The sequence below is a fragment of the Chloroflexota bacterium genome (assembly GCA_011322445.1).
In the GTDB taxonomy this organism is placed as follows: domain Bacteria; phylum Chloroflexota; class Anaerolineae; order Anaerolineales; family DRMV01; genus DRMV01.
This window is the reverse complement of the sequence record DRMV01000020.1, coordinates 72,054-89,512: the sequence shown is the minus strand read 5'-3', so window position 1 is coordinate 89,512 and position 17,459 is coordinate 72,054. Positions and strand designations below refer to the sequence as shown.

The window sequence follows — 17,459 nt, the reverse complement described above, 5'->3', positions numbered from 1 at the left end:
ACCTCATGCGCCGTATTTCATCTTTCTTCCGCTTTTGGCCTTTCACCGCGGCCTTGCTGCTGACCTTTGGGCTGGCCGCCTGTAACCTCCCGACCACGCCTGCGCCTCAAGCCACGCCGATAGCTCCCGGTGGCACCACGGCGGCCCCAGGGCTGCCCCTGCCCGTGTGCGATTCCGCGCACATGGGCGCCCTGACCCAAACCAGCCCAGGCGACCGGGCGGTGGTGGACACCCTGACGCCGGAACTCACCTGGCAGTACGGCGACGCGACCACCCCCTGCGTGCCCGACCACTTCGAACTGTACTTCTACACCGGCCCCACCTTCGACGACGCCACGGTCGTCCGCGAAGCCCTGCCCGCCACCGCGCGGCGCTGGACGCCTCCCACCGCGCTCCAGCCCGCCACGGCTTACGCCTGGTCCATCCACGCGGTGGGCTCCGATGGCCGGGCCGGTGCCTCGGCCGGGCGAATCGTTTTCTTCACCGGCCCCATGTGCGACGCGGGCACCGCCCTGGCCGCGCCGGTGCTGCTCGCCCCCGAAAACGGGGCGGCCTTCGACTACCCCGCAGATGCCTTCGTTTGGGACTATCCGGAGCCCTGCCTGCCGGACGGCTATCGCATCGAGGTATCCACCGCAGCGGATTTTTCAGTCGACGTGGGGCTGAACGGTGGCACCGGCGACCCCTCCACCGTCTGGGGCCTGGGGCATGAGCCGTCAGCCTGCCAGATTTACTACTGGCGCGTGGCCGCGGTACGGGCCGACGGCACCGTGGGCCCCTACTCCGAGACGCGGCATTTTCTGGTCAACCCACCCACCGGCAGCGACTGCGCGCCCTGGGGACGGATCGAAGGTGTGGTCTGGAACGACCTATGCGACGTGCCCGACGGCCCCCTGCCCGACCCGCCGCCGGAAGGCTGTGTAGTGGACGCCGACGGCAGCGTCCACGGCGATGGCATCCGCCAGGCCGACGAGCCGGGCATCGCAGGGGTGAAGGTGAACCTGTATGTCGGCGGTTGCGATGGGGTGCTCTTCGACAGCGCCCTCACCGACAGCGAGGGGCACTACGCCTTTGGCGTTCCCGAGGGTTCGTTCTGCGTCCAGGTGGACGCTGGCGAGACGCCCAACGACGGCATCCTGCCCCCCGGTCGGTGGACGCACCCGGCGACCACCGAGGGCGTGGCGGCCCAACCCGTCGCCGCCGCGCTGGAGACCAGCGTGAGCGCCGACTTCGGCTGGGACTTTCAGTTTCTGACGGTGCACCCGGTGGACGGCTCGCCCACCCCGCCCAGCCCGGTGCCGCTGGTCTTCCATCCCACGCAAAACGCCTTCTGCCGCCAGGGCCCCAGTCGGGTTTACGCCGCGGTGGCCACGCTGATGGCGGGCAGTGAGGTTCCCGTCGAGGGACGGCTGGCCGACAACTCGTGGCTGTATGTATATTGGGAGCCTTACCAGGTGCACTGCTGGGTGGCGACCTACCTGGGCGAAATCGAGGGTCTGGAAGCCGTGCCCGTTGTCACCCCGCCGCCACCGCCCACGCCTACCCCAACCCCTACGCCGACACCCACCCCGCCCCCGGCTTCGGACACCACGCCGCCCACCATCCGCGATGTGCGGGCGTTGGAATCCCAGGTGTTCTACGGGCCGGGGTTGTGCGGCTCGACCATCCTCCACGTGACCGCGCGGGTGACGGATGACGGCGGCATCAGCCAGAGCAACATCACCTTGGTCTACCGCTTCACCCCCAAGGGCGGGAAACCCAGCGCCTGGCACACCGCGCCGGTACACGATGCGGCCATGGGCGGTCAGGTAGGTTTTGAGGTGTTGGTCAATACCAAAGAAGCCGCAGGCTGGATGAAGCAACGGGACGGCTATGTGGAATTCTACATCAAAGCCGTGGACGACGCGGGCAACGGTGCGGAAAGCACGTTGCAGCAAACACAATTGCGCTATTGCCCGTAATCGAGGTTGAAAAGGGATGGGCGCGTTGCAGCGCGTCCATCCCTAAGCCCCCAACCCGTTACGGTTTGCAGCAGCCTACCCTGCGCCAGTAGTGTAAACTTTTTTCTGTAAAAAAGGATGGGGCCGGTGGAGGATCTGATTCAGCGAGGTCTGGATGCGCTCCCTGCACTTGTCCAAGCCTTTCTCAACGCCGCCATGCTCGCCGAGCGCCAGGAAGACCTTCAAGCCGCACCTTACCAACGTACCCCAGACCGCCAGAATTACGCCAATGGCTTCAAGCCCAAAGCCCTCGAAACCCGCCTTGGCCCCATTGAACTCCGGGTGTCCCAGGTGCGCATACCCCTCCGTGCTCGCCAAAGGCCAGCGTAGTGAACGGGCCATGATGCTGGCGCCTGCAGAGATGTATGTCCTCGGTGTGGCCACCCGCAAAGTGGCTGTCCTCGTGGAAAAGATCCTGGGCGTGAAAATTCCTTCCACAGCCGTCAGCCAGGTTGCACAAGCCCTGGACGAAACGCTCCAGGGCTGGCGGGAGCGCAGCCTGAGCGCCCAGGCGACACCCTATCTCTATCTGGATGCCCACTACGAGCATGTTCGGGTGAGTGGTCAGGTGCGAGATGTGGCCGTTTTGTGAAGGCCGTCGGTGTGCGAGAAGACGGCAAACGCACCGTTTTAGGGGTTTCTGTGGCTCTGAGCGAGCAGGAAGTACACTGGCGCACCTTCCTGCAGAGCCTGGCGCAACGGGGCTTGCGGGGTGTGGAACTCATCATCAGCGACGACTATGCCGGTTTACGAGCCGCACGCGGTGTTTGGCGGCATTCCGTGGCAGCGTTGCCAGTTCCACCTGCAGCAAAACGCCCAGGCAGTGGCAGTTGACTTTTTCCCCAACATGGCTATAATAAAAGAGGAAGTAAGGTCGGTTCGTGTTCCCAGGCGTTAGTAACGCGTGTTACTAAAAAAGAAAACAGGCGGAAGTGAGGCCCCTGAGGGACGTTCCTTCCGCTAAGTGTGATAAGTAACGCGCGTTACCAGGTAAAGGTCCGGTGTATGGCTTCTTCCCCCAAACGTTCCACTTCTTACGACGTGGCTCGCCTCGCGGGCGTCTCGCGCACCACGGTTTCCCTGGTGCTCAATAACGCGCCGAATGCCCACATCAGCCCCGAAACCCGCCAGCGGGTCCTCGAGGCTGCCCACAAATTGCACTACTACCCCCACGCCTCAGCGCGACGCCTGGCTCAGGGCAGAACGGCTACCGTCGCGCTGGTGTGGCATCGCGGCCCCGATGCCGACTATCGTGACGCCTTTCTGCCAGCCTTGCTTCAAGGCATCACCCGCGCTCTGCGGCAACATGGCTATCATCTCATCTTCCGCCCGCTGGAGCCCGATGAGCCCGACGATGCCTTCCTGGAACTTGCCCAGGGGCGCCATGCTGATGGGCTGATCCTCTCTGGGCCGCGGGCTGATTCCCCTTATCTGGAAGCCCTTCACCAGCAAGGCTTTCCCCTGGTGCTGCACGGCCAGTTGCCCGATAGCGACATTCCCTGGGTAGACGTGGATAACCGCCAGGGCGCTCGCCAGGCCACAGAGCATCTTCTGAGTCTGGGGCATCGGCGCATTGGCATGATTACCAACGCCCCCCTCGATTATGTCGCCAGCCGCCAGCGGTTGGAAGGCTATCGCCAGGCGCTGGCAGAAGCGGGGGTGACGCCTGACGAAGCCTGGGTGCAGTGGGGGAACTTCGATGAGGAAAGCGGCTATCGCGCAATGCAGAAACTCCTGGCGTGCTTGCCCCGTCCCACGGCCGTCTTCGTTGCCAGCGACATGGTGGCCTTAGGTGCCTTGAAGGCCGTGTGGGATGCCGGCCTACGCGTGCCCCAGGATGTCGCCATTGTGGGCTTCGACGACCTGACGACGACCCGCTTTACCATTCCACCACTGACTACTGTTCGGGTGCCGGCTTTTCGTTTGGGGCAAGAAGCGGGCAACCTGCTGATTGAAATCATTACTCGCGGCAAAGCGTTCCAACCTCATATCTTACTTCAAACTTCACTCATCGTGCGCGCCTCGTGTGGCGCGGCCATAACCCCAAAAGGAGGTGAGTCGGCCCAATAGTGATTTGCATTCCCTCTCTTTTGTCCCGTTCGTTCCTTGCGCATGATTTTTAAGGAGGAGGTCCATGTTTCGCTATCGCAAAGCGATGGTTGTTTTAAGCCTTTTGGTTGCGTTGAGCATGGTGCTGGTGGCCTGCGGTCAAAAAACCGTCACCGTCACCGTGCCCGTAGAGCGCACCGTCGAAGTCACCGTGCCCGTGGAACGCACGGTTGAAGTCACCGTGCCCGTCCAGGCCCACAAAGGGACCATCACCGTGATGGGCGTGTGGGGTGGTGACGAGCGCGTGGCCTTCCAGGATGCTGTGCAACCCTTCACCGAGAAAACCGGCATCGGCGTGGCTTTCGAAGGCACGCGTGACCTGTCCGCGGTGTTGACCACGCGTGTGCAGGCCGGGAACCCGCCCGACATCGCCATTTTGCCCAACCCCGGCTTGCTTTACGAGCTGGCCAAAGGTGGTCATCTCGTGGCGTTGGATTCCTTCATGGATGTCAACAAGGTCAAGCAAGACTACGGTCAATCGTGGGTTGACCTGGCGAGCTACGACGGCCACCTTTATGGCATTTTCTACAAAGTGGCCATCAAGAGCCTGGTGTGGTACGACCCCAAGGCCTTTGAGGCCAAAGGCTATCAAATTCCCAAGACGTGGGATGAAATGATGGCCCTCTCGGACCAAATCGTGGCCGACGGCGGCACGCCCTGGTGCATTGGGCTGGAAAGCGGCGCGGCCAGCGGCTGGCCTGGCACCGACTGGATTGAAGACATCATGCTCCGCACTGCCGGGCCTGAAACGTACGACAAGTGGGTGCGCCACGAAATCCCCTGGACCGACCCTGCCGTCAAGAACGCGTGGGAAATCTTCGGCAAAATCGCGCTCAACGACAAATACGTCTGGGGCGGCACGCAAGGTGAACTGAACACCAACTTTGGCGACGCCCCGCGCCCCTTGTTCGACAACCCGCCGGGCTGCTACATGCACCGCCAGGCTTCGTTCATCACCAGCTTCTTCCCCAAGGGGCTGAAGCCGGGTGAAGACTATGATTTCTTCGTTCTGCCGCCCATCGACGAAAAATGGGGCACCCCGGCGCTGATTGCGGGCGACGTCATCGTGATGCTCAACGACACGCCCGAAGTGCGCCAGTTTGTGGAATACCTTGCCAGCGCCAAGCCGCAGGAAATCTGGGCTGCCAAGGGTGGCTTCATCTCGGCTAACAAACAAGTCAGCCTGGATGCTTACCCCGACGCGCTGACCCGCAAGATGGCCGAAGCCATCATCAACGCCAAAGTTGCCCGCTTTGACGGCTCGGATATGATGCCGCCCGCGGTGGGCGCCGGCGCATTTTGGACCGGCATCTTGGATTACGTCGGCGGCACTGATTTGGATACCGTGTTGCAAGACATTGAAGCCGCGGCGAAAGACGCGTACAAGCAGTGACGCCTTGAAACCCGAAGGGGCGGCCCCGCGGGGGTCGCCCCTTTTTTGCCGGTGGTGGCCGGAAGGCGGTCTGTGCGCCGCCCTCCGGCAAAGCCCCACCTGCCTCAACCCCCATCTTTCTTCCTTCCCCATTCGGGGAAAGCAGCGCGGGCGGCTTCGGGGGAGGGTGTGTCTCAACGCTCGTTTTGAACGGCGCCATTTGAGGAGAGATCCATGCACTGGCGAAAGTCGTGGGTGGCTTGGCTGTATCTCGCCCCAGCGTTGCTCATCGTGACGGCTTACCTGGTTTATCCTACGCTGGCAACGGCCTATTACAGTTTCCTGGATGCCCATTCAGAGCACTTTGTAGGGCTGGAAAACTACAAATGGGTATTCACTTCTAACGCAATGCACGTTGCTTTCCGCAACAACTTGTTGTGGATTGTGGTCTTCACCAGCGCGACCGTTGGCCTTGGGCTTGTGCTGGCTGTGATGGCCGACCGGGTGCGCTATGAATCGATTGTCAAGTCGGCTATCTTCCTGCCGATGGCGATTTCCTTTGTGGGCGCTGGTGTCATTTGGCTGTTCATGTACGCCTATCGCCCTATCCACGTGCCTCAAATTGGCGTGCTCAACGCCATTTGGGTGGAACTGTTGCATCATCATCCCGTGGGCTGGCTGACCAATCGTGCCATCAACAACTTTGCGCTCATCGCCGTGGGGGTCTGGATCTGGACGGGTTTCAACATGGTCATCCTTTCCGCGGCTTACAAGAACATTCCCAAAGAGCTGCTGGAAGCCGCCAGGGTGGACGGCGCGAATGAGTGGATTATCTTTTGGAAAATCGTGCTGCCCCTGATGAAGCCCACCCTGGCCGTGGTGGTCACCACCATGATCATCAACGTCCTCAAGGTCTTCGACATTGTGTATGTGATGACCAACGGGAATTACGGCACCGAAGTTATGGCGAATCGCATGTACAAAGAGATGTTCCACTACTATAACTTCGGCCGGGCCAGCGCAATTGCCGTGATTCTCCTGCTGGCTATTGTTCCGGTGATGCTGGTGAACAACCGCCGCTTCCGAGAACAGGAGGCGATGTAATGATGACCCGTGCGCTCCGCTGGCTTTCTCGTCTGCCCCTCCACGTGATCTTGATTGCTGCCGCGGTGGTCTGGATGATTCCCACCGTCGGCCTGTTTGTCAGTTCCCTGCGCCCCGCCGATGCTGTTGTGCGCACGGGGTGGTGGACCGTTTTCGCCCATCCCTTTGATTTCACCCAGTTCACCTTGAAGAACTACATTGATATCCTCACCGCGCAGGGCATGGGGCGGGCCTTCCTCAACAGCCTGATTATTACCATTCCCGCGACGATCATCCCCATCAGCGTGGCTGCGTTCGCGGCCTATGCCTTTGCCTGGATGGACTTCCGCGGCCGCGACGCGCTCTTTGGCATTGTGGTTGGCCTGATGGTGGTGCCGCTCCAAATGACGCTGATTCCCTTGCTCAAGGTTTACAACCATTTGGGCCTGGCTGGCACCTATTTAGGAGTTTGGCTGGCCCACACTGGTTACGGCCTGCCCTTTGCTATTTATTTGCTCCGCAACTTCTTTGGTGCCCTGCCGCGCGATTTGCTGGAATCCGCCTATCTGGATGGCGCTTCTGACTTTACGGCGTTCTTCCGACTGGTGCTGCCGCTTTCCATCCCGGCGTTGGCCTCGCTGGCTATCTTCCAGTTTTTGTGGGTGTGGAACGACCTGCTGGTGGCCCTGATTTACCTCGGCGGCACAGAAAAGGTCGCACCGCTGACCCTCAAACTGAGTAGTTTGATCAACTCGCTGGGGCAAAACTGGCACCTGCTGACCGCGGCGGCCTTTGTTTCCATGGCCTTCCCGCTGGTGGTCTTCCTCGCCTTGCAGCGCTACTTTGTGCGTGGTATCCTTGCCGGGTCGGTCAAAGGCTAACGAGGGCATATGTGGTACAAAAACGCCGTTTTCTACGAACTCTACGTCCGGGCATTCTACGATAGCAACCACGACGGCCGCGGCGACCTGCAAGGCGTTATCCAAAAACTGGATTATCTGCAGTGGCTTGGGGTGGATTGCATCTGGCTGCTGCCGATTTACCCTTCGCCGCTCAAAGACGACGGCTACGACATCGCGGATTACTACAACATCCATCCCGATTACGGCACCTTAGACGACTTTCGCCAACTCATCCGGGAAGCCCACAAGCGCGGCATGCGGGTCATTGCCGACCTGGTGCTCAATCACACCTCCGACCAGCACCCCTGGTTTCAGGAAGCCCGCCGCAACCCCCACTCGCGCTATCGGGATTATTACGTTTGGAGCGATACCGACCAGAAATATCGCGACGCCCGCATTATCTTTCTGGATACCGAAAAATCCAACTGGGCCTGGGACCCGGTAGCCGGGCAATATTACTGGCACCGGTTTTACAGTTGCCAGCCCGACTTGAACTACGACAACCCCGCGGTGCAGGAAGAAATGCTCCGTGTGGTGCGCTTTTGGCTGGAAATGGGCCTTGATGGCTTCCGAGCCGACGCGGTGCCTTACCTTTTCGAGCGGGAAGGCACCAACTGCGAAAACCTGCCCGAAACCCACACCTTCCTCAAGCGCCTGCGCCGTTTTGTGGATGCCTACGACCCCGAGCGCGTGCTCCTCTGCGAAGCCAACCAGCCGCCCGAAGCAGTGCGCGCTTACTTCGGCGGGGACCTTCATGACTCCTCGGTTCCGGGTGATGAGTTCCACATGGCCTTTCATTTTCCTCTCATGCCGCGCATTTTTATGGCCCTTAAAAAGGAAGCACGCGGCGATTTAGTGAGCATTCTGGAAGCCACCCCGCCTATTCCGCCCAATTGCCAGTGGTGCACTTTTTTACGCAACCACGACGAACTCACCCTGGAAATGGTGACCGAGGAAGAGCGCCAATGGATGTGGGCGCAGTATGCCCCGCATCCGCGAATGCGCCTCAACCTGGGCATCCGCCGCCGCCTGGCCCCCTTGCTGGATAACAACCGCGCCAAAATCGCGCTGGCCAATTCCCTGCTCTTCACCCTGCCGGGCACCCCCATCATCTATTACGGTGATGAAATCGGCATGGGCGACAATATCTGGCTGGAAGACCGCGACGGCGTGCGCACCCCCATGCAGTGGACGGCCGCCCCCCAGGGGGGCTTCACCGCGTCCGATGTTCAGCCTTATTTGCCCGTGATTGACGACCCAGAATACGGTTACCAGCGGGTCAACGTGGCCGCCCAGCAGGCGGACCCCCATTCCTTGCTCAACACCATCCGCACGATGATCGCGGTGCGCAAAGCCCACCCGGCCCTGGGCTGGGGTGACCTCGCCTGGGTAGATTTCGGCGCAGAGCACATCGCGGCCTATCGTCGCCGTCACCGCGGTGAAACCCTGTTCATCATCAACAACCTGAGCCACGAAAGCCAAACCATTACCCTGCCCCCGGGCGAATACATGGACCTTTTCGCCCACCGCGCCTTGAGCGGGGGAACCCCCTACACTTTCGGGCCTTATGGCTTTCTGTGGCTGCGGCAAAGGGGCTGAGCTTGCTTGCCTGGGGGAAGGCCTGGACTGAGGTGTTAGGGGCAGCGCAAGGGGAAAAGTGGAGGCTGAAGGGGAAGGTTAATGGCTTGCCACGGGCAGGGTGAAGAGAAAAGTGCTCCCCTGCCCCTGACCGCCGCTTTCGGCCCAAATGCGCCCCCCGTGGGCTTCCACCAACAGGCGCGCGATGGTCAGGCCGATGCCGCTGCCGCCGCGCGTGCGCGATCGCGAAGGGTCAACCCGGTAAAAGCGCTTGAACAGATGCGGCAGGTGTTCCTGGGGAATGCCTTCCCCTGTGTCGCGCACTTCAAAGCGCACCATCTTCTTTTCCCCGTCTGAGGCGTTTGGCGGCACGATGCGCACAGTCACCTGCCCGCCGGGTGGGGTATGGCGCAGGGCGTTGTCAACCAGGTTGCTGAGCACTTGGGTGATGCGCTCTTCGTCGGCCCACACAGCGGGGGTGTGGGCTGGCACTTCGGCCGCGAGTGTGACTCCTTTGGCGGCTGCCGTGGGGGCAAAGCGCTGGAGGATGTTGTCAACCAGTTGTTTGGGCGGCAGGGCCCGGCGTTCCAGCGTGAACGCCCCTGCTTCCAGGCGGCTCAATTCGTGTAAATCGTCAACCAGCCGTTGTAGGCGACGGGCCTCGCGCACAATTTGGGCATAGGTTTCCGGCTCCTGGGGCAGCACTTCGTCTTGCAGGCCTTCCGCGTAAGCAAGGATGGATGCCAGCGGGGTGCGCATTTCGTGAGAAATGTCGGCCAGCCATTGGCGGCGGGCTTCTTCGGTGTGGGCCAGTTGAGCGGCCATACGGTTGAAGTTTAAGGCCAGTTCCCCCAGTTCGTCGGTGTGTTCCAGGGTGTGGGAAGGCACGCTCACGCGCTCGTCGTAGTGCCCTTCGGCGATGCGGCGGCTGGCGCGCGACATGGCCTGGATGGGCGCGACGATGCGGCGGCTGACAAACCAGCTGGCGACGGCCGCGAGGCTTCCTGCGGCCAGCATGGCCATGAGCATGGCTTCGTTGAGAGCGGCGCGAAAATTTTGAAAGAGGTCGGCGTTCAGGTCGGTGGTGTTCCCCCAGGCGGCGCCGTGCCGCATCATCCTTTGCATCATTTGCGCCATCGCGGCCAGATGGCGGTCGAAGGCTTTGGGCGCGATTGACTCTCCCGCGGCCAGCAGCACGACCCCGCCCACGGCGATGACGAGCAGGTGAGCGAGGAACAGTTTAGCAGCCAGGTGGCGATGCCACCACGCCAAGAGACGGTTCATAGGGCAGGTTCTCCATCGAAGCGGTAACCGACGCCGCGCACGGTGGCAATCCACGCGCCTAACGGCCCGAGTTTGCGGCGCAGGTTGCCAATGTGCACATCGACCACGCGGTCGTCGCCGTAGTAGGTGCCCCAGACGCGTTCCAGCAGTTGGGCCCGGCTGAGCACCATGCCGTTGTGTTCGGCTAAGGCCTGGAGCAATTCGAATTCCCGGGGGGTGAGGTGCAGCTCTTCGTCGTGCAGCCACACGCGCCGGGCGGATGGGTCGATGCGCAAGCCGCGGAAGAGCAGGGAGGATTTGTTTTCACCGGTTTTGCCCAGCCGCCGCAGGGCTGCCCGGATGCGGGCGGCCAACTCGCGCGGGCTGAAGGGCTTGGTGACATAATCGTCGGCCCCCAGCGTGAGACCCACCACGCGGTCGGTTTCGTCCACGCGCGCGGTTAGCAAAATGATGTAGACGTCAGATTCCCGCCGCAGGGTGGTGAGCACTTCCAGCCCGTCCATGCCGGGGAGCATGATATCCAGCACAATGACGTCGGGGCGGAAGGCACGGGCTGCTTTCAGCGCCCCCGGGCCGTCGGTCGCGGTGTAAACCTGGAAGCCTTCTTTTTCGAGGTAGGCTTGAACGGCGCGCACGATAGGGGGCTCGTCATCCACGACCAATACTTTGGCTCTGTCCATCATTTCGCTCCAGGGAAAGGGATGGAACGATTGTACCATTGGCGTTGGGGCGGTTGGGTTCCCCGGGCCTGCGGGGAAAGGTGGTTTAAGCGCGCCTTTCGCATGGCAAGTGATGCTGCTGCCAAGGGACGCAGGAAACGAAAATTCGCAGGGGCAAAATGTCATTTTGTGGCATTTTCCTATTGACATTGCCTTTAAAATTTGCTATAGTGTTTGTGTCATTTGTGCAATGCGTGCACATCTGTGCGCGAACGCGGAGAAATGATCGTCGTGACCGCTGTGTGAAACTTGTGCGCTGGGAAGGAGGTGACGGGCAGCCAAGATAGCGACAAATGAATAAACGCTCCTGCAAGTTTTGTCTTCTCTTATTCGTCCGTTTTTCCACGTCTCACAAGGAGATGAAAAGATGAAGGAGAAAGGTTTATGGGGTGAGTTTGTTGCCGAACTCGTCGGCACGTTTGTCCTTATTCTTTTTGGCGACGGCGTAGTGGCTAATGTTGGTTTGGCGCCGCGCCTGGCCGCTCCCGGCTACGACTGGAACACCATCGCCTGGGGATGGGGTTTGGCCGTAGCCGTTGCTGTGTATGTGGCCGGCGGCATTACGGGCGCCCACATTAACCCCGCCGTGACCCTGGCGGCGGCTGTCAAGCGTGGGTTCGCCTGGTCGAAGGTGCTGGTGTACTGGGTAGCGCAGGTGATTGGCGCTTTCCTGGGCGCCCTGGGCGTGTACATTGTCTATTATGACGGCCTGAAGGCTGCTGGCATGCCGAACGTTTGGTGCACGGGCTGGGGCTCGGTGTTCGGCAAGGCCTTCTGGGGCAGCGCGCAAGGCGCCGCCGCGGTGGGGCATTATTCCCTCTGGAATGCGACGGCGGCAGAGATTATCGGCACGGCGATGCTGATCTGGGGCATCTACGCCCTGATCGACAGCAGGAACGTGCCGGTGGGCGCCAACCTGTGGCCTTTCCTGATTGGCTTCGTGGTGATCGCCATTGGCTTGTCGCTGGGCGGCCCCAGCGGATACGCCATCAACCCGGCGCGTGACTTTGGTCCGCGTGTGTTTGGTACCCTGGTCGGCACCAAGGGCTTGTTCGATGGCTGGTACTGGCTCGTCGCACCCATCATAGGGCCGCTCGTCGGTGGCGTGTTGGGCGCGTACACCTACGATTGGTTCATTACGCCGTTCCTGCCCGCTGAGGAATCGTAAAGTCGTTTGTCGGGGGAAGGCGCAGGACCGTCAGGCCGCGCGCTTTCCCCCGCTTCATGTTGCAAGGAGGCAACACCCATGAAAAAGCTGATTAACAAGCCCGAAGATGTCGTAAAAGAAGAACTGGAAGGCATCGCTCTTGCGCACCCCGACCTGGTGAAGGTGCACATTAGCCCTCACTACATCGTGCGCGCCGATGCGCCGGTGAAAGGCAAAGTCGCATTGGTTTCCGGCGGCGGCAGCGGGCACGAGCCCCTGCACGGCGGCTATGTGGGCGTTGGCATGCTGGATGCGGCCTGCCCTGGTGAAGTGTTCACTTCGCCGACCCCTGATCAGATTTATGAAGCCACCAAGGCCGTGAGCGGCGGCGCGGGCGTGCTTCACATCGTCAAGAACTACAGCGGCGATGTGATGAACTTTGAAATGGCCGCTGAGATGGCGCAGAGCGAGGGCATTGAAGTCGCGACGGTGATCACCAACGACGACGTCGCGGTGGAAGACAGCCTCTACACGCAGGGGCGCCGCGGTGTGGGTGTGACGGTGTTTGTGGAAAAGATCGCCGGCGCCGCCGCTGAGGCCGGGCTTCCGCTGGCAAAAGTGGCTGAAATTGCCAAGCGCGTCAACGAAAACGGCCGCAGCATGGGCATGGCCCTGACTTCCTGCACCGTGCCGGTTGCCGGCAAGCCCACCTTCGATATTGGCGACGATGAGATGGAAATCGGCATCGGCATTCACGGCGAACCGGGCCGCACCCGCATGAAGATCAAACCCGCCGACGAAATCGTCGATATGCTCGCCGAAGCCATCCTGGAAGACCTGCCCTTCAAGTCCGGCGATCGCGTCATTGCGATGGTCAACGGCATGGGCGGTACCCCGCTCATCGAACTCTACATCGTCTATCGCCGCCTGGCGCAAATCTGCGATGCCAAAGGCATCAAGATTGAGCGCAACCTCATCGGCAACTACATCACCTCGCTGGAAATGGCAGGCACCTCGATTACCCTCTTGCGAGTTGATGACGAACTCCTGAAGTTCTGGGACGCGCCGGTGAAGACGCCAGCCCTCCGGTGGGGCATGTAATCAACCCCGATGCCTTGAACGCGGGAGATGAGGTATGGTAACCAAAGCCGATGTGCTAAACTGGCTCAAGCATTACGCCCACGTCATTGACGAGCAGAAGGAATACCTCACCCAGCTGGATGCTGCCATCGGGGACGCCGACCACGGCATCAACATGCAGCGAGGGTTTGAGGCTGTGATGGCCCAACTCCCCACCGTGGAAGACAAGGACATCGGCACCATCCTCAAGAAAGTGGGGATGGTGCTGGTGTCCACCGTGGGAGGCGCAGGGGGCCCCTTGTATGGTACCCTTTTCATGCGCATGGGGATGGCGGTAGGCAACAAAGACGCGCTGAGCCCTGAAGACGTCGTGAAGATGTTCCAGGCTGCGCTGGAAGGCGTCAAACAGCGCGGCAAAGCAGAGCCTGGCGATAAAACTATGGTGGACGCTCTCACCCCCGCAGTGGAAGCCCTTCAAAAGGCCGTGGAAGCCGGTGAAGACCTGCACACGGCGCTGGAAAAGGCCACCGCTGCGGCCGAAGAAGGCATGAAAGCCACCATTCCCCTTGTGGCCCGTCGAGGGCGTGCCAGCTACCTGGGCGAGCGCAGCGCCGGACATCAAGACCCCGGCGCGACTTCCTCGTATCTGCTCTTTAAGTCCGCAGCCGAAGTGTGGAACCATGCGGACGCCTGAGTAAGAAAGGAGTGTTGAGATGGCGAAGAAATATGTTGGCGCAGTAGATCAGGGTACGACCAGCACCCGTTTTATGATTTTCGACCATTCCGGCCAGGTGGTTGGTGTGCACCAGTTGGAGCACGAGCAAATCTACCCCAAGCCCGGTTGGGTGGAACACGACCCGATGGAAATCTGGGAGCGCACCCAGCAAGTGATCAAGGGCGCGCTGGAAAAGGCCGGTGTGGACCCCTCTGAGCTGGCAGCCATTGGCGTCACCAACCAGCGCGAAACCACCATCGTGTGGGATCGCAAAACCGGCAAGCCGTTCTACAATGCCATCGTCTGGCAAGACACCCGCACCAAGGAAATCTGCGACACCCTGGCAAAGGAAGGCGGGCAAGATCGCTTCCGCGCGAAAGTGGGCCTTCCTCTGGCGACCTACTTCTCTGGCCCCAAAATCAAATGGATTTTGGAGAACGTCCCCGGCGTGCGTGAGGCGGCGGAGAAGGGCGACGCCCTCTTTGGCAACATTGACTCGTGGGAAATCTGGTGGCTGACTGGCGGCCCCAACGGCGGCGTGCACATCACCGACGTCACCAACGCCAGCCGCACCATGCTGATGGACCTCAAGACCCTGGATTGGGACGACGAGATTCTGAGCATTTTGGGCATTCCGCGCCAGATGCTGCCCGAGATCAAACCCTCCAGTGCCGTTTATGGCATGACCACCAAGGACGGCCCCTTCGGCTACGAAATCCCCGTCGCGGGCGACCTGGGCGACCAACAGGCTGCGTTGGTGGGGCAGACCTGCTACGATGTCGGTGAAGCCAAGAACACCTACGGCACGGGCTGCTTCATGCTGCTCAACACCGGCACCGAGGCCGTGCCCAGCAAGAGCGGGCTGCTCACCACCCTGGCCTACAAGTTTGGCGACCAGCCGGCTCACTACGCGCTGGAAGGCTCCATCGCCATCACCGGCGCGCTGGTGCAGTGGCTGCGCGACAACCTGGAATTCTTCGAAAAGTCGGCCGACATTGAACCCTGCGCCCGCAGCGTGGAAGACAATGGCGGCATTTACTTCGTGCCGGCCTTCTCGGGCCTGTTTGCCCCCTACTGGCGCTCCGATGCTCGCGGCGTGATCGTGGGCCTGACCCGCTACATCAAGAAGGGCCATATCTGCCGCGCCGCGCTGGAAGCCACAGCCTACCAGACCCGCGAAGTGCTCGATGCCATGAAGAAAGACTCGGGCGTAGACCTGAAAGCCTTGAAAGTAGACGGCGGCATGGTTTACAATGAACTGCTCATGCAGTTCCAGGCCGACATCCTCGGTGTGCCCGTGGTACGCCCCAAGGTGGCTGAAACCACCTCGTTGGGCGCTTCGTATGCGGCCGGTCTGGCCGTGGGCTTCTGGAACAACCTGGATGACCTGCGGGCCAACTGGCAAATCGATCACACCTGGGACCCGAAGATGGACGCCGACGAGCGCGCTCGCCTTTACAAAGGCTGGCTCAAAGCAGTGGAACGCACCTTCAACTGGGTTGAATAAACCCAGCTCCTCCAGTCCGTAGGGGCGGCCCTCGCGGTCGCCCCTACGGGGGTACTGGCGCATAGGCATACCGGAGCACTGATATGAGCAAACCCCATGTGGTCATTATCGGCGGCGGGGCGACGGGCGCGGCGCTGGCGCACGATCTGAGCCTGCGCGGCGTGCAGGTCACCGTTGTGGAGCGCGGCGAGGTTACCTCGGGCACCAGCGGCCGACACCACGGCCTGCTTCACAGCGGCGCGCGCTATGCGGTCAAAGACCAGGAATCCGCCAAAGAATGTATCCAGGAAAACACCATCCTTCGCAAAATTGCACCGGGTTCCTTTGAACTCAACAACGGCCTCTTTGTTGCCATCACCGACGAAGATATGGCCTACCGCCCGGCCTTCCTTGAGGGGTTGGAAACTTGCGGCATCCCTTATAAAGAAATCACACCTCAGGAAGCCCTGGCCCGTGAGCCTAACCTCAACCCGGAAGTCAAAGCCGCTGTGGAAGTGCCCGACGGCACGATGGATGCCATGCGGCTTCCCCTGCGCTTTTTGGCGACGGCCCAAAGCAATGGTGCGGTCATCAAAACCTATACCGAAGTCGAAGAACTTCTCATGCAAGGCAAGACCGTGGTGGGCGTCCGGGTGCGCGACCATGTGACCGAAAAAACCTACACCATTGGCGCCGACATCGTGGTCAACGCTGGCGGGGCCTGGTCGGGGAAGATCGCGGCCATGGCAGGCGTGCATGTGCCCTTACAGCCTTCCCCGGGTGTGTTGGTGGCCGTGTACGGCCGGTGGAACAACATGGTCCTCAACCGGATGCACCGCTCGGGCGATGGCGACATTATTGTGCCTCAACGCACCCTTTCGGTCATCGGCACCAGCTCGTGGGTTGTGGAAGACCCTGACCGCCTGGAGATGAAGAAAGAACACATCCAACTGATGTATGAATATGGGGCAGTGTTGGTGCCGGCGATCAAAAACGCGAAAATGCGCGCAGCATGGGCGGCGGCAAGGCCGCTGATCGGTTCCGGTGGCGCGCACACCGGCCGCGAACTCAGCCGTACCTTCAAATGCTTCGACCACGCCGACCGCGATGGGGTCGAGGGCTTTGTCACCATCGCCGGAGGCAAGGCAACCACGGCCCGCGGCATGGCTGAAGTGACGGCCAACGTCGTGGTGCGTAAATTGGGTCTCGACGCCCCGTGCCGCACCCGTGAGGTCGTCTTGCTGCCGCACACCGCTTACTACCGGCGGAGGTGGTGACATGGCAACGGTGACCTTCAAAATCTTTCGCTACAAGCCCGGTGAAATCGACCCGCCGCGTTACGATACTTTCCAGGTGGAAGTGGAAGACCACACCACCGTGCTCGATGTGTTGGAAATGCTGCGGCTGGATGACCCCACGCTGACCTACCGCCATTCGTGTCACCACGGTTCCTGCGGCACGTGCGGTATGCTGGTCAACGGCAAAGAGGTGTTGGCCTGTGTAACCAATGTCCTGGCGCTGAAAACCAAGACGGTCGTCGTGGAGCCGCTCCGCAACGCGCCGCTGGTGAGCGACCTGGTGGTAGACATGACGCCGTTCTTCGAGAAATACGAACCGGTGGGCATGCCTTACATCCGCCAGAGCGAATATTGGCCGGAAGCCACCCCGCCGGAAGCCGTTGGCACCTACATGCGCTTTGAGAGCTGTCTGGAGTGTGGTTTGTGTCTCTCGGCGTGCCCCGTGGTCGCGACAGACCCCGACTACCTGGGCCCGGCCGCCCTGGCTGCGGCAGCGCGAGTAGTGCAAGAGCCGCGCGGCCAGAGCGTCCCCACGGTGTTGGCGATGGTAGACAACGAGTCTGGGTGCTGGCGTTGCCATGCTGCCATGGAATGTTCGGCGGCATGCCCCAACGACGTCAACCCGGGCAGCATGATCATGTACCTGCGGGAAACACTGCTCGCGGGCAAGCACAAATAGGCGCTGG

Annotated in this window: 17 protein-coding genes; 15 read left to right on the top strand and 2 right to left on the bottom strand. The window is 61.2% G+C overall.

All coding sequences use genetic code 11. From position 1 onward, the window contains the following. Nucleotides 1-5 precede the first annotated feature (5 nt). From ENJ54_03655 to treS, 9 genes are all read left to right on the top strand, one after another. Nucleotides 6-1,961, top strand: a complete 1,956-nt coding sequence (locus tag ENJ54_03655; protein ID HFC08944.1) for a hypothetical protein — start codon at nucleotides 6-8, stop codon at nucleotides 1,959-1,961. A 117-nt stretch (nucleotides 1,962-2,078) separates the two neighbouring features. After that, complete coding sequence (locus ENJ54_03650; GenBank protein HFC08943.1) at nucleotides 2,079-2,330, top strand: hypothetical protein; 252 nt, start codon at nucleotides 2,079-2,081, stop codon at nucleotides 2,328-2,330. Then, nucleotides 2,230-2,592: a hypothetical protein gene (locus tag ENJ54_03645; GenBank protein ID HFC08942.1), complete on the top strand. Its 363-nt coding sequence runs from the start codon at nucleotides 2,230-2,232 to the stop codon at nucleotides 2,590-2,592. Before ENJ54_03650 ends, ENJ54_03645 begins: the two co-directional genes overlap by 101 nt. Beyond that, on the top strand, nucleotides 2,484-2,834 hold the full coding sequence (locus tag ENJ54_03640) for a hypothetical protein (GenBank protein ID HFC08941.1): 351 nt from the start codon (nucleotides 2,484-2,486) through the stop codon (nucleotides 2,832-2,834). The genes ENJ54_03645 and ENJ54_03640 overlap by 109 nt, the downstream gene beginning before the upstream one ends. Before the next feature lie 171 nt (nucleotides 2,835-3,005). Further along, nucleotides 3,006-4,070, top strand: a complete 1,065-nt coding sequence (locus tag ENJ54_03635; protein ID HFC08940.1) for a LacI family transcriptional regulator — start codon at nucleotides 3,006-3,008, stop codon at nucleotides 4,068-4,070. Between the two features lie 118 nt (nucleotides 4,071-4,188). Further along, entirely contained in the window at nucleotides 4,189-5,502 is a 1,314-nt protein-coding gene (locus ENJ54_03630) for a carbohydrate ABC transporter substrate-binding protein (protein ID HFC08939.1), read from the top strand. Nucleotides 5,503-5,715: 213 nt separating this feature from the next. Next, complete coding sequence (locus ENJ54_03625; GenBank protein ID HFC08938.1) at nucleotides 5,716-6,585, top strand: sugar ABC transporter permease; 870 nt, start codon at nucleotides 5,716-5,718, stop codon at nucleotides 6,583-6,585. Nucleotides 6,586-6,587: 2 nt separating this feature from the next. Continuing rightward, the gene (locus ENJ54_03620; GenBank protein ID HFC08937.1) at nucleotides 6,588-7,445 is read left to right on the top strand and encodes a carbohydrate ABC transporter permease; all 858 of its coding nucleotides are present in this window, start codon (nucleotides 6,588-6,590) and stop codon (nucleotides 7,443-7,445) included. A gap of 9 nt (nucleotides 7,446-7,454) precedes the next feature. Beyond that, complete coding sequence (gene treS / locus ENJ54_03615; protein ID HFC08936.1) at nucleotides 7,455-9,065, top strand: maltose alpha-D-glucosyltransferase; 1,611 nt, start codon at nucleotides 7,455-7,457, stop codon at nucleotides 9,063-9,065. 78 nt (nucleotides 9,066-9,143) lie between these two features. On the opposite strand, the gene ENJ54_03610 is transcribed toward treS, so the two are convergent. Further along, nucleotides 9,144-10,328, bottom strand: a complete 1,185-nt coding sequence (locus ENJ54_03610; GenBank protein ID HFC08935.1) for a HAMP domain-containing protein — start codon at nucleotides 10,326-10,328, stop codon at nucleotides 9,144-9,146. Continuing rightward, nucleotides 10,325-11,008, bottom strand: a complete 684-nt coding sequence (locus ENJ54_03605; protein HFC08934.1) for a response regulator transcription factor — start codon at nucleotides 11,006-11,008, stop codon at nucleotides 10,325-10,327. Before ENJ54_03605 ends, ENJ54_03610 begins: the two co-directional genes overlap by 4 nt. Nucleotides 11,009-11,414: 406 nt before the next feature. On the opposite strand from ENJ54_03605, the gene ENJ54_03600 reads away from it, so the two are divergent. The 6 genes from ENJ54_03600 to ENJ54_03575 all read left to right on the top strand — a co-directional run bounded on the left by ENJ54_03600 (nucleotide 11,415) and on the right by ENJ54_03575 (nucleotide 17,452). Then, nucleotides 11,415-12,215, top strand: coding sequence for an aquaporin family protein (locus ENJ54_03600; GenBank protein ID HFC08933.1), 801 nt, complete (start codon nucleotides 11,415-11,417; stop codon nucleotides 12,213-12,215). A 78-nt stretch (nucleotides 12,216-12,293) separates the two neighbouring features. Further along, nucleotides 12,294-13,295 carry a dihydroxyacetone kinase subunit DhaK gene (dhaK, locus tag ENJ54_03595; protein ID HFC08932.1) on the top strand — a complete coding sequence of 334 codons (1,002 nt, stop codon included), beginning with the start codon at nucleotides 12,294-12,296 and terminating at the stop codon, nucleotides 13,293-13,295. Between the two features lie 34 nt (nucleotides 13,296-13,329). Then, on the top strand, nucleotides 13,330-13,968 hold the full coding sequence (gene dhaL / locus ENJ54_03590) for a dihydroxyacetone kinase subunit L (protein ID HFC08931.1): 639 nt from the start codon (nucleotides 13,330-13,332) through the stop codon (nucleotides 13,966-13,968). A 19-nt stretch (nucleotides 13,969-13,987) separates the two neighbouring features. Continuing rightward, nucleotides 13,988-15,496 (top strand): glycerol kinase, encoded by a 1,509-nt coding sequence (glpK, locus tag ENJ54_03585; protein ID HFC08930.1) that lies wholly within the window; start codon nucleotides 13,988-13,990, stop codon nucleotides 15,494-15,496. Between the two features lie 83 nt (nucleotides 15,497-15,579). After that, nucleotides 15,580-16,752 (top strand): FAD-dependent oxidoreductase, encoded by a 1,173-nt coding sequence (locus ENJ54_03580; GenBank protein ID HFC08929.1) that lies wholly within the window; start codon nucleotides 15,580-15,582, stop codon nucleotides 16,750-16,752. Nucleotide 16,753: 1 nt separating this feature from the next. Further along, a complete protein-coding gene (locus tag ENJ54_03575; GenBank protein HFC08928.1) occupies nucleotides 16,754-17,452 on the top strand; it encodes a succinate dehydrogenase/fumarate reductase iron-sulfur subunit in 699 nt (232 codons plus the stop codon). Nucleotides 17,453-17,459: the final 7 nt, after the last annotated feature.

Bases quoted from the DNA above. Each gene is read 5' to 3' on its own strand.
- ENJ54_03655 (HFC08944.1), top strand. From the start codon at position 6: ATGCGCCGTATTTCATCTTTCTTCCGCTTTTGGCCTTTCACCGCGGCC.
- ENJ54_03650 (HFC08943.1), top strand. From the start codon at position 2,079: ATGGGGCCGGTGGAGGATCTGATTCAGCGAGGTCTGGATGCGCTCCCT.
- ENJ54_03645 (HFC08942.1), top strand. From the start codon at position 2,230: ATGGCTTCAAGCCCAAAGCCCTCGAAACCCGCCTTGGCCCCATTGAAC.
- ENJ54_03635 (HFC08940.1), top strand. From the start codon at position 3,006: ATGGCTTCTTCCCCCAAACGTTCCACTTCTTACGACGTGGCTCGCCTC.
- ENJ54_03630 (HFC08939.1), top strand. From the start codon at position 4,189: ATGGTGCTGGTGGCCTGCGGTCAAAAAACCGTCACCGTCACCGTGCCC.
- ENJ54_03625 (HFC08938.1), top strand. From the start codon at position 5,716: ATGCACTGGCGAAAGTCGTGGGTGGCTTGGCTGTATCTCGCCCCAGCG.
- ENJ54_03620 (HFC08937.1), top strand. From the start codon at position 6,588: ATGACCCGTGCGCTCCGCTGGCTTTCTCGTCTGCCCCTCCACGTGATC.
- treS (HFC08936.1), top strand. From the start codon at position 7,455: ATGTGGTACAAAAACGCCGTTTTCTACGAACTCTACGTCCGGGCATTC.
- ENJ54_03610 (HFC08935.1), bottom strand. From the start codon at position 10,328: ATGAACCGTCTCTTGGCGTGGTGGCATCGCCACCTGGCTGCTAAACTG.
- ENJ54_03605 (HFC08934.1), bottom strand. From the start codon at position 11,008: ATGGACAGAGCCAAAGTATTGGTCGTGGATGACGAGCCCCCTATCGTG.
- ENJ54_03600 (HFC08933.1), top strand. From the start codon at position 11,415: ATGAAGGAGAAAGGTTTATGGGGTGAGTTTGTTGCCGAACTCGTCGGC.
- dhaK (HFC08932.1), top strand. From the start codon at position 12,294: ATGAAAAAGCTGATTAACAAGCCCGAAGATGTCGTAAAAGAAGAACTG.
- dhaL (HFC08931.1), top strand. From the start codon at position 13,330: ATGGTAACCAAAGCCGATGTGCTAAACTGGCTCAAGCATTACGCCCAC.
- glpK (HFC08930.1), top strand. From the start codon at position 13,988: ATGGCGAAGAAATATGTTGGCGCAGTAGATCAGGGTACGACCAGCACC.
- ENJ54_03580 (HFC08929.1), top strand. From the start codon at position 15,580: ATGAGCAAACCCCATGTGGTCATTATCGGCGGCGGGGCGACGGGCGCG.
- ENJ54_03575 (HFC08928.1), top strand. From the start codon at position 16,754: ATGGCAACGGTGACCTTCAAAATCTTTCGCTACAAGCCCGGTGAAATC.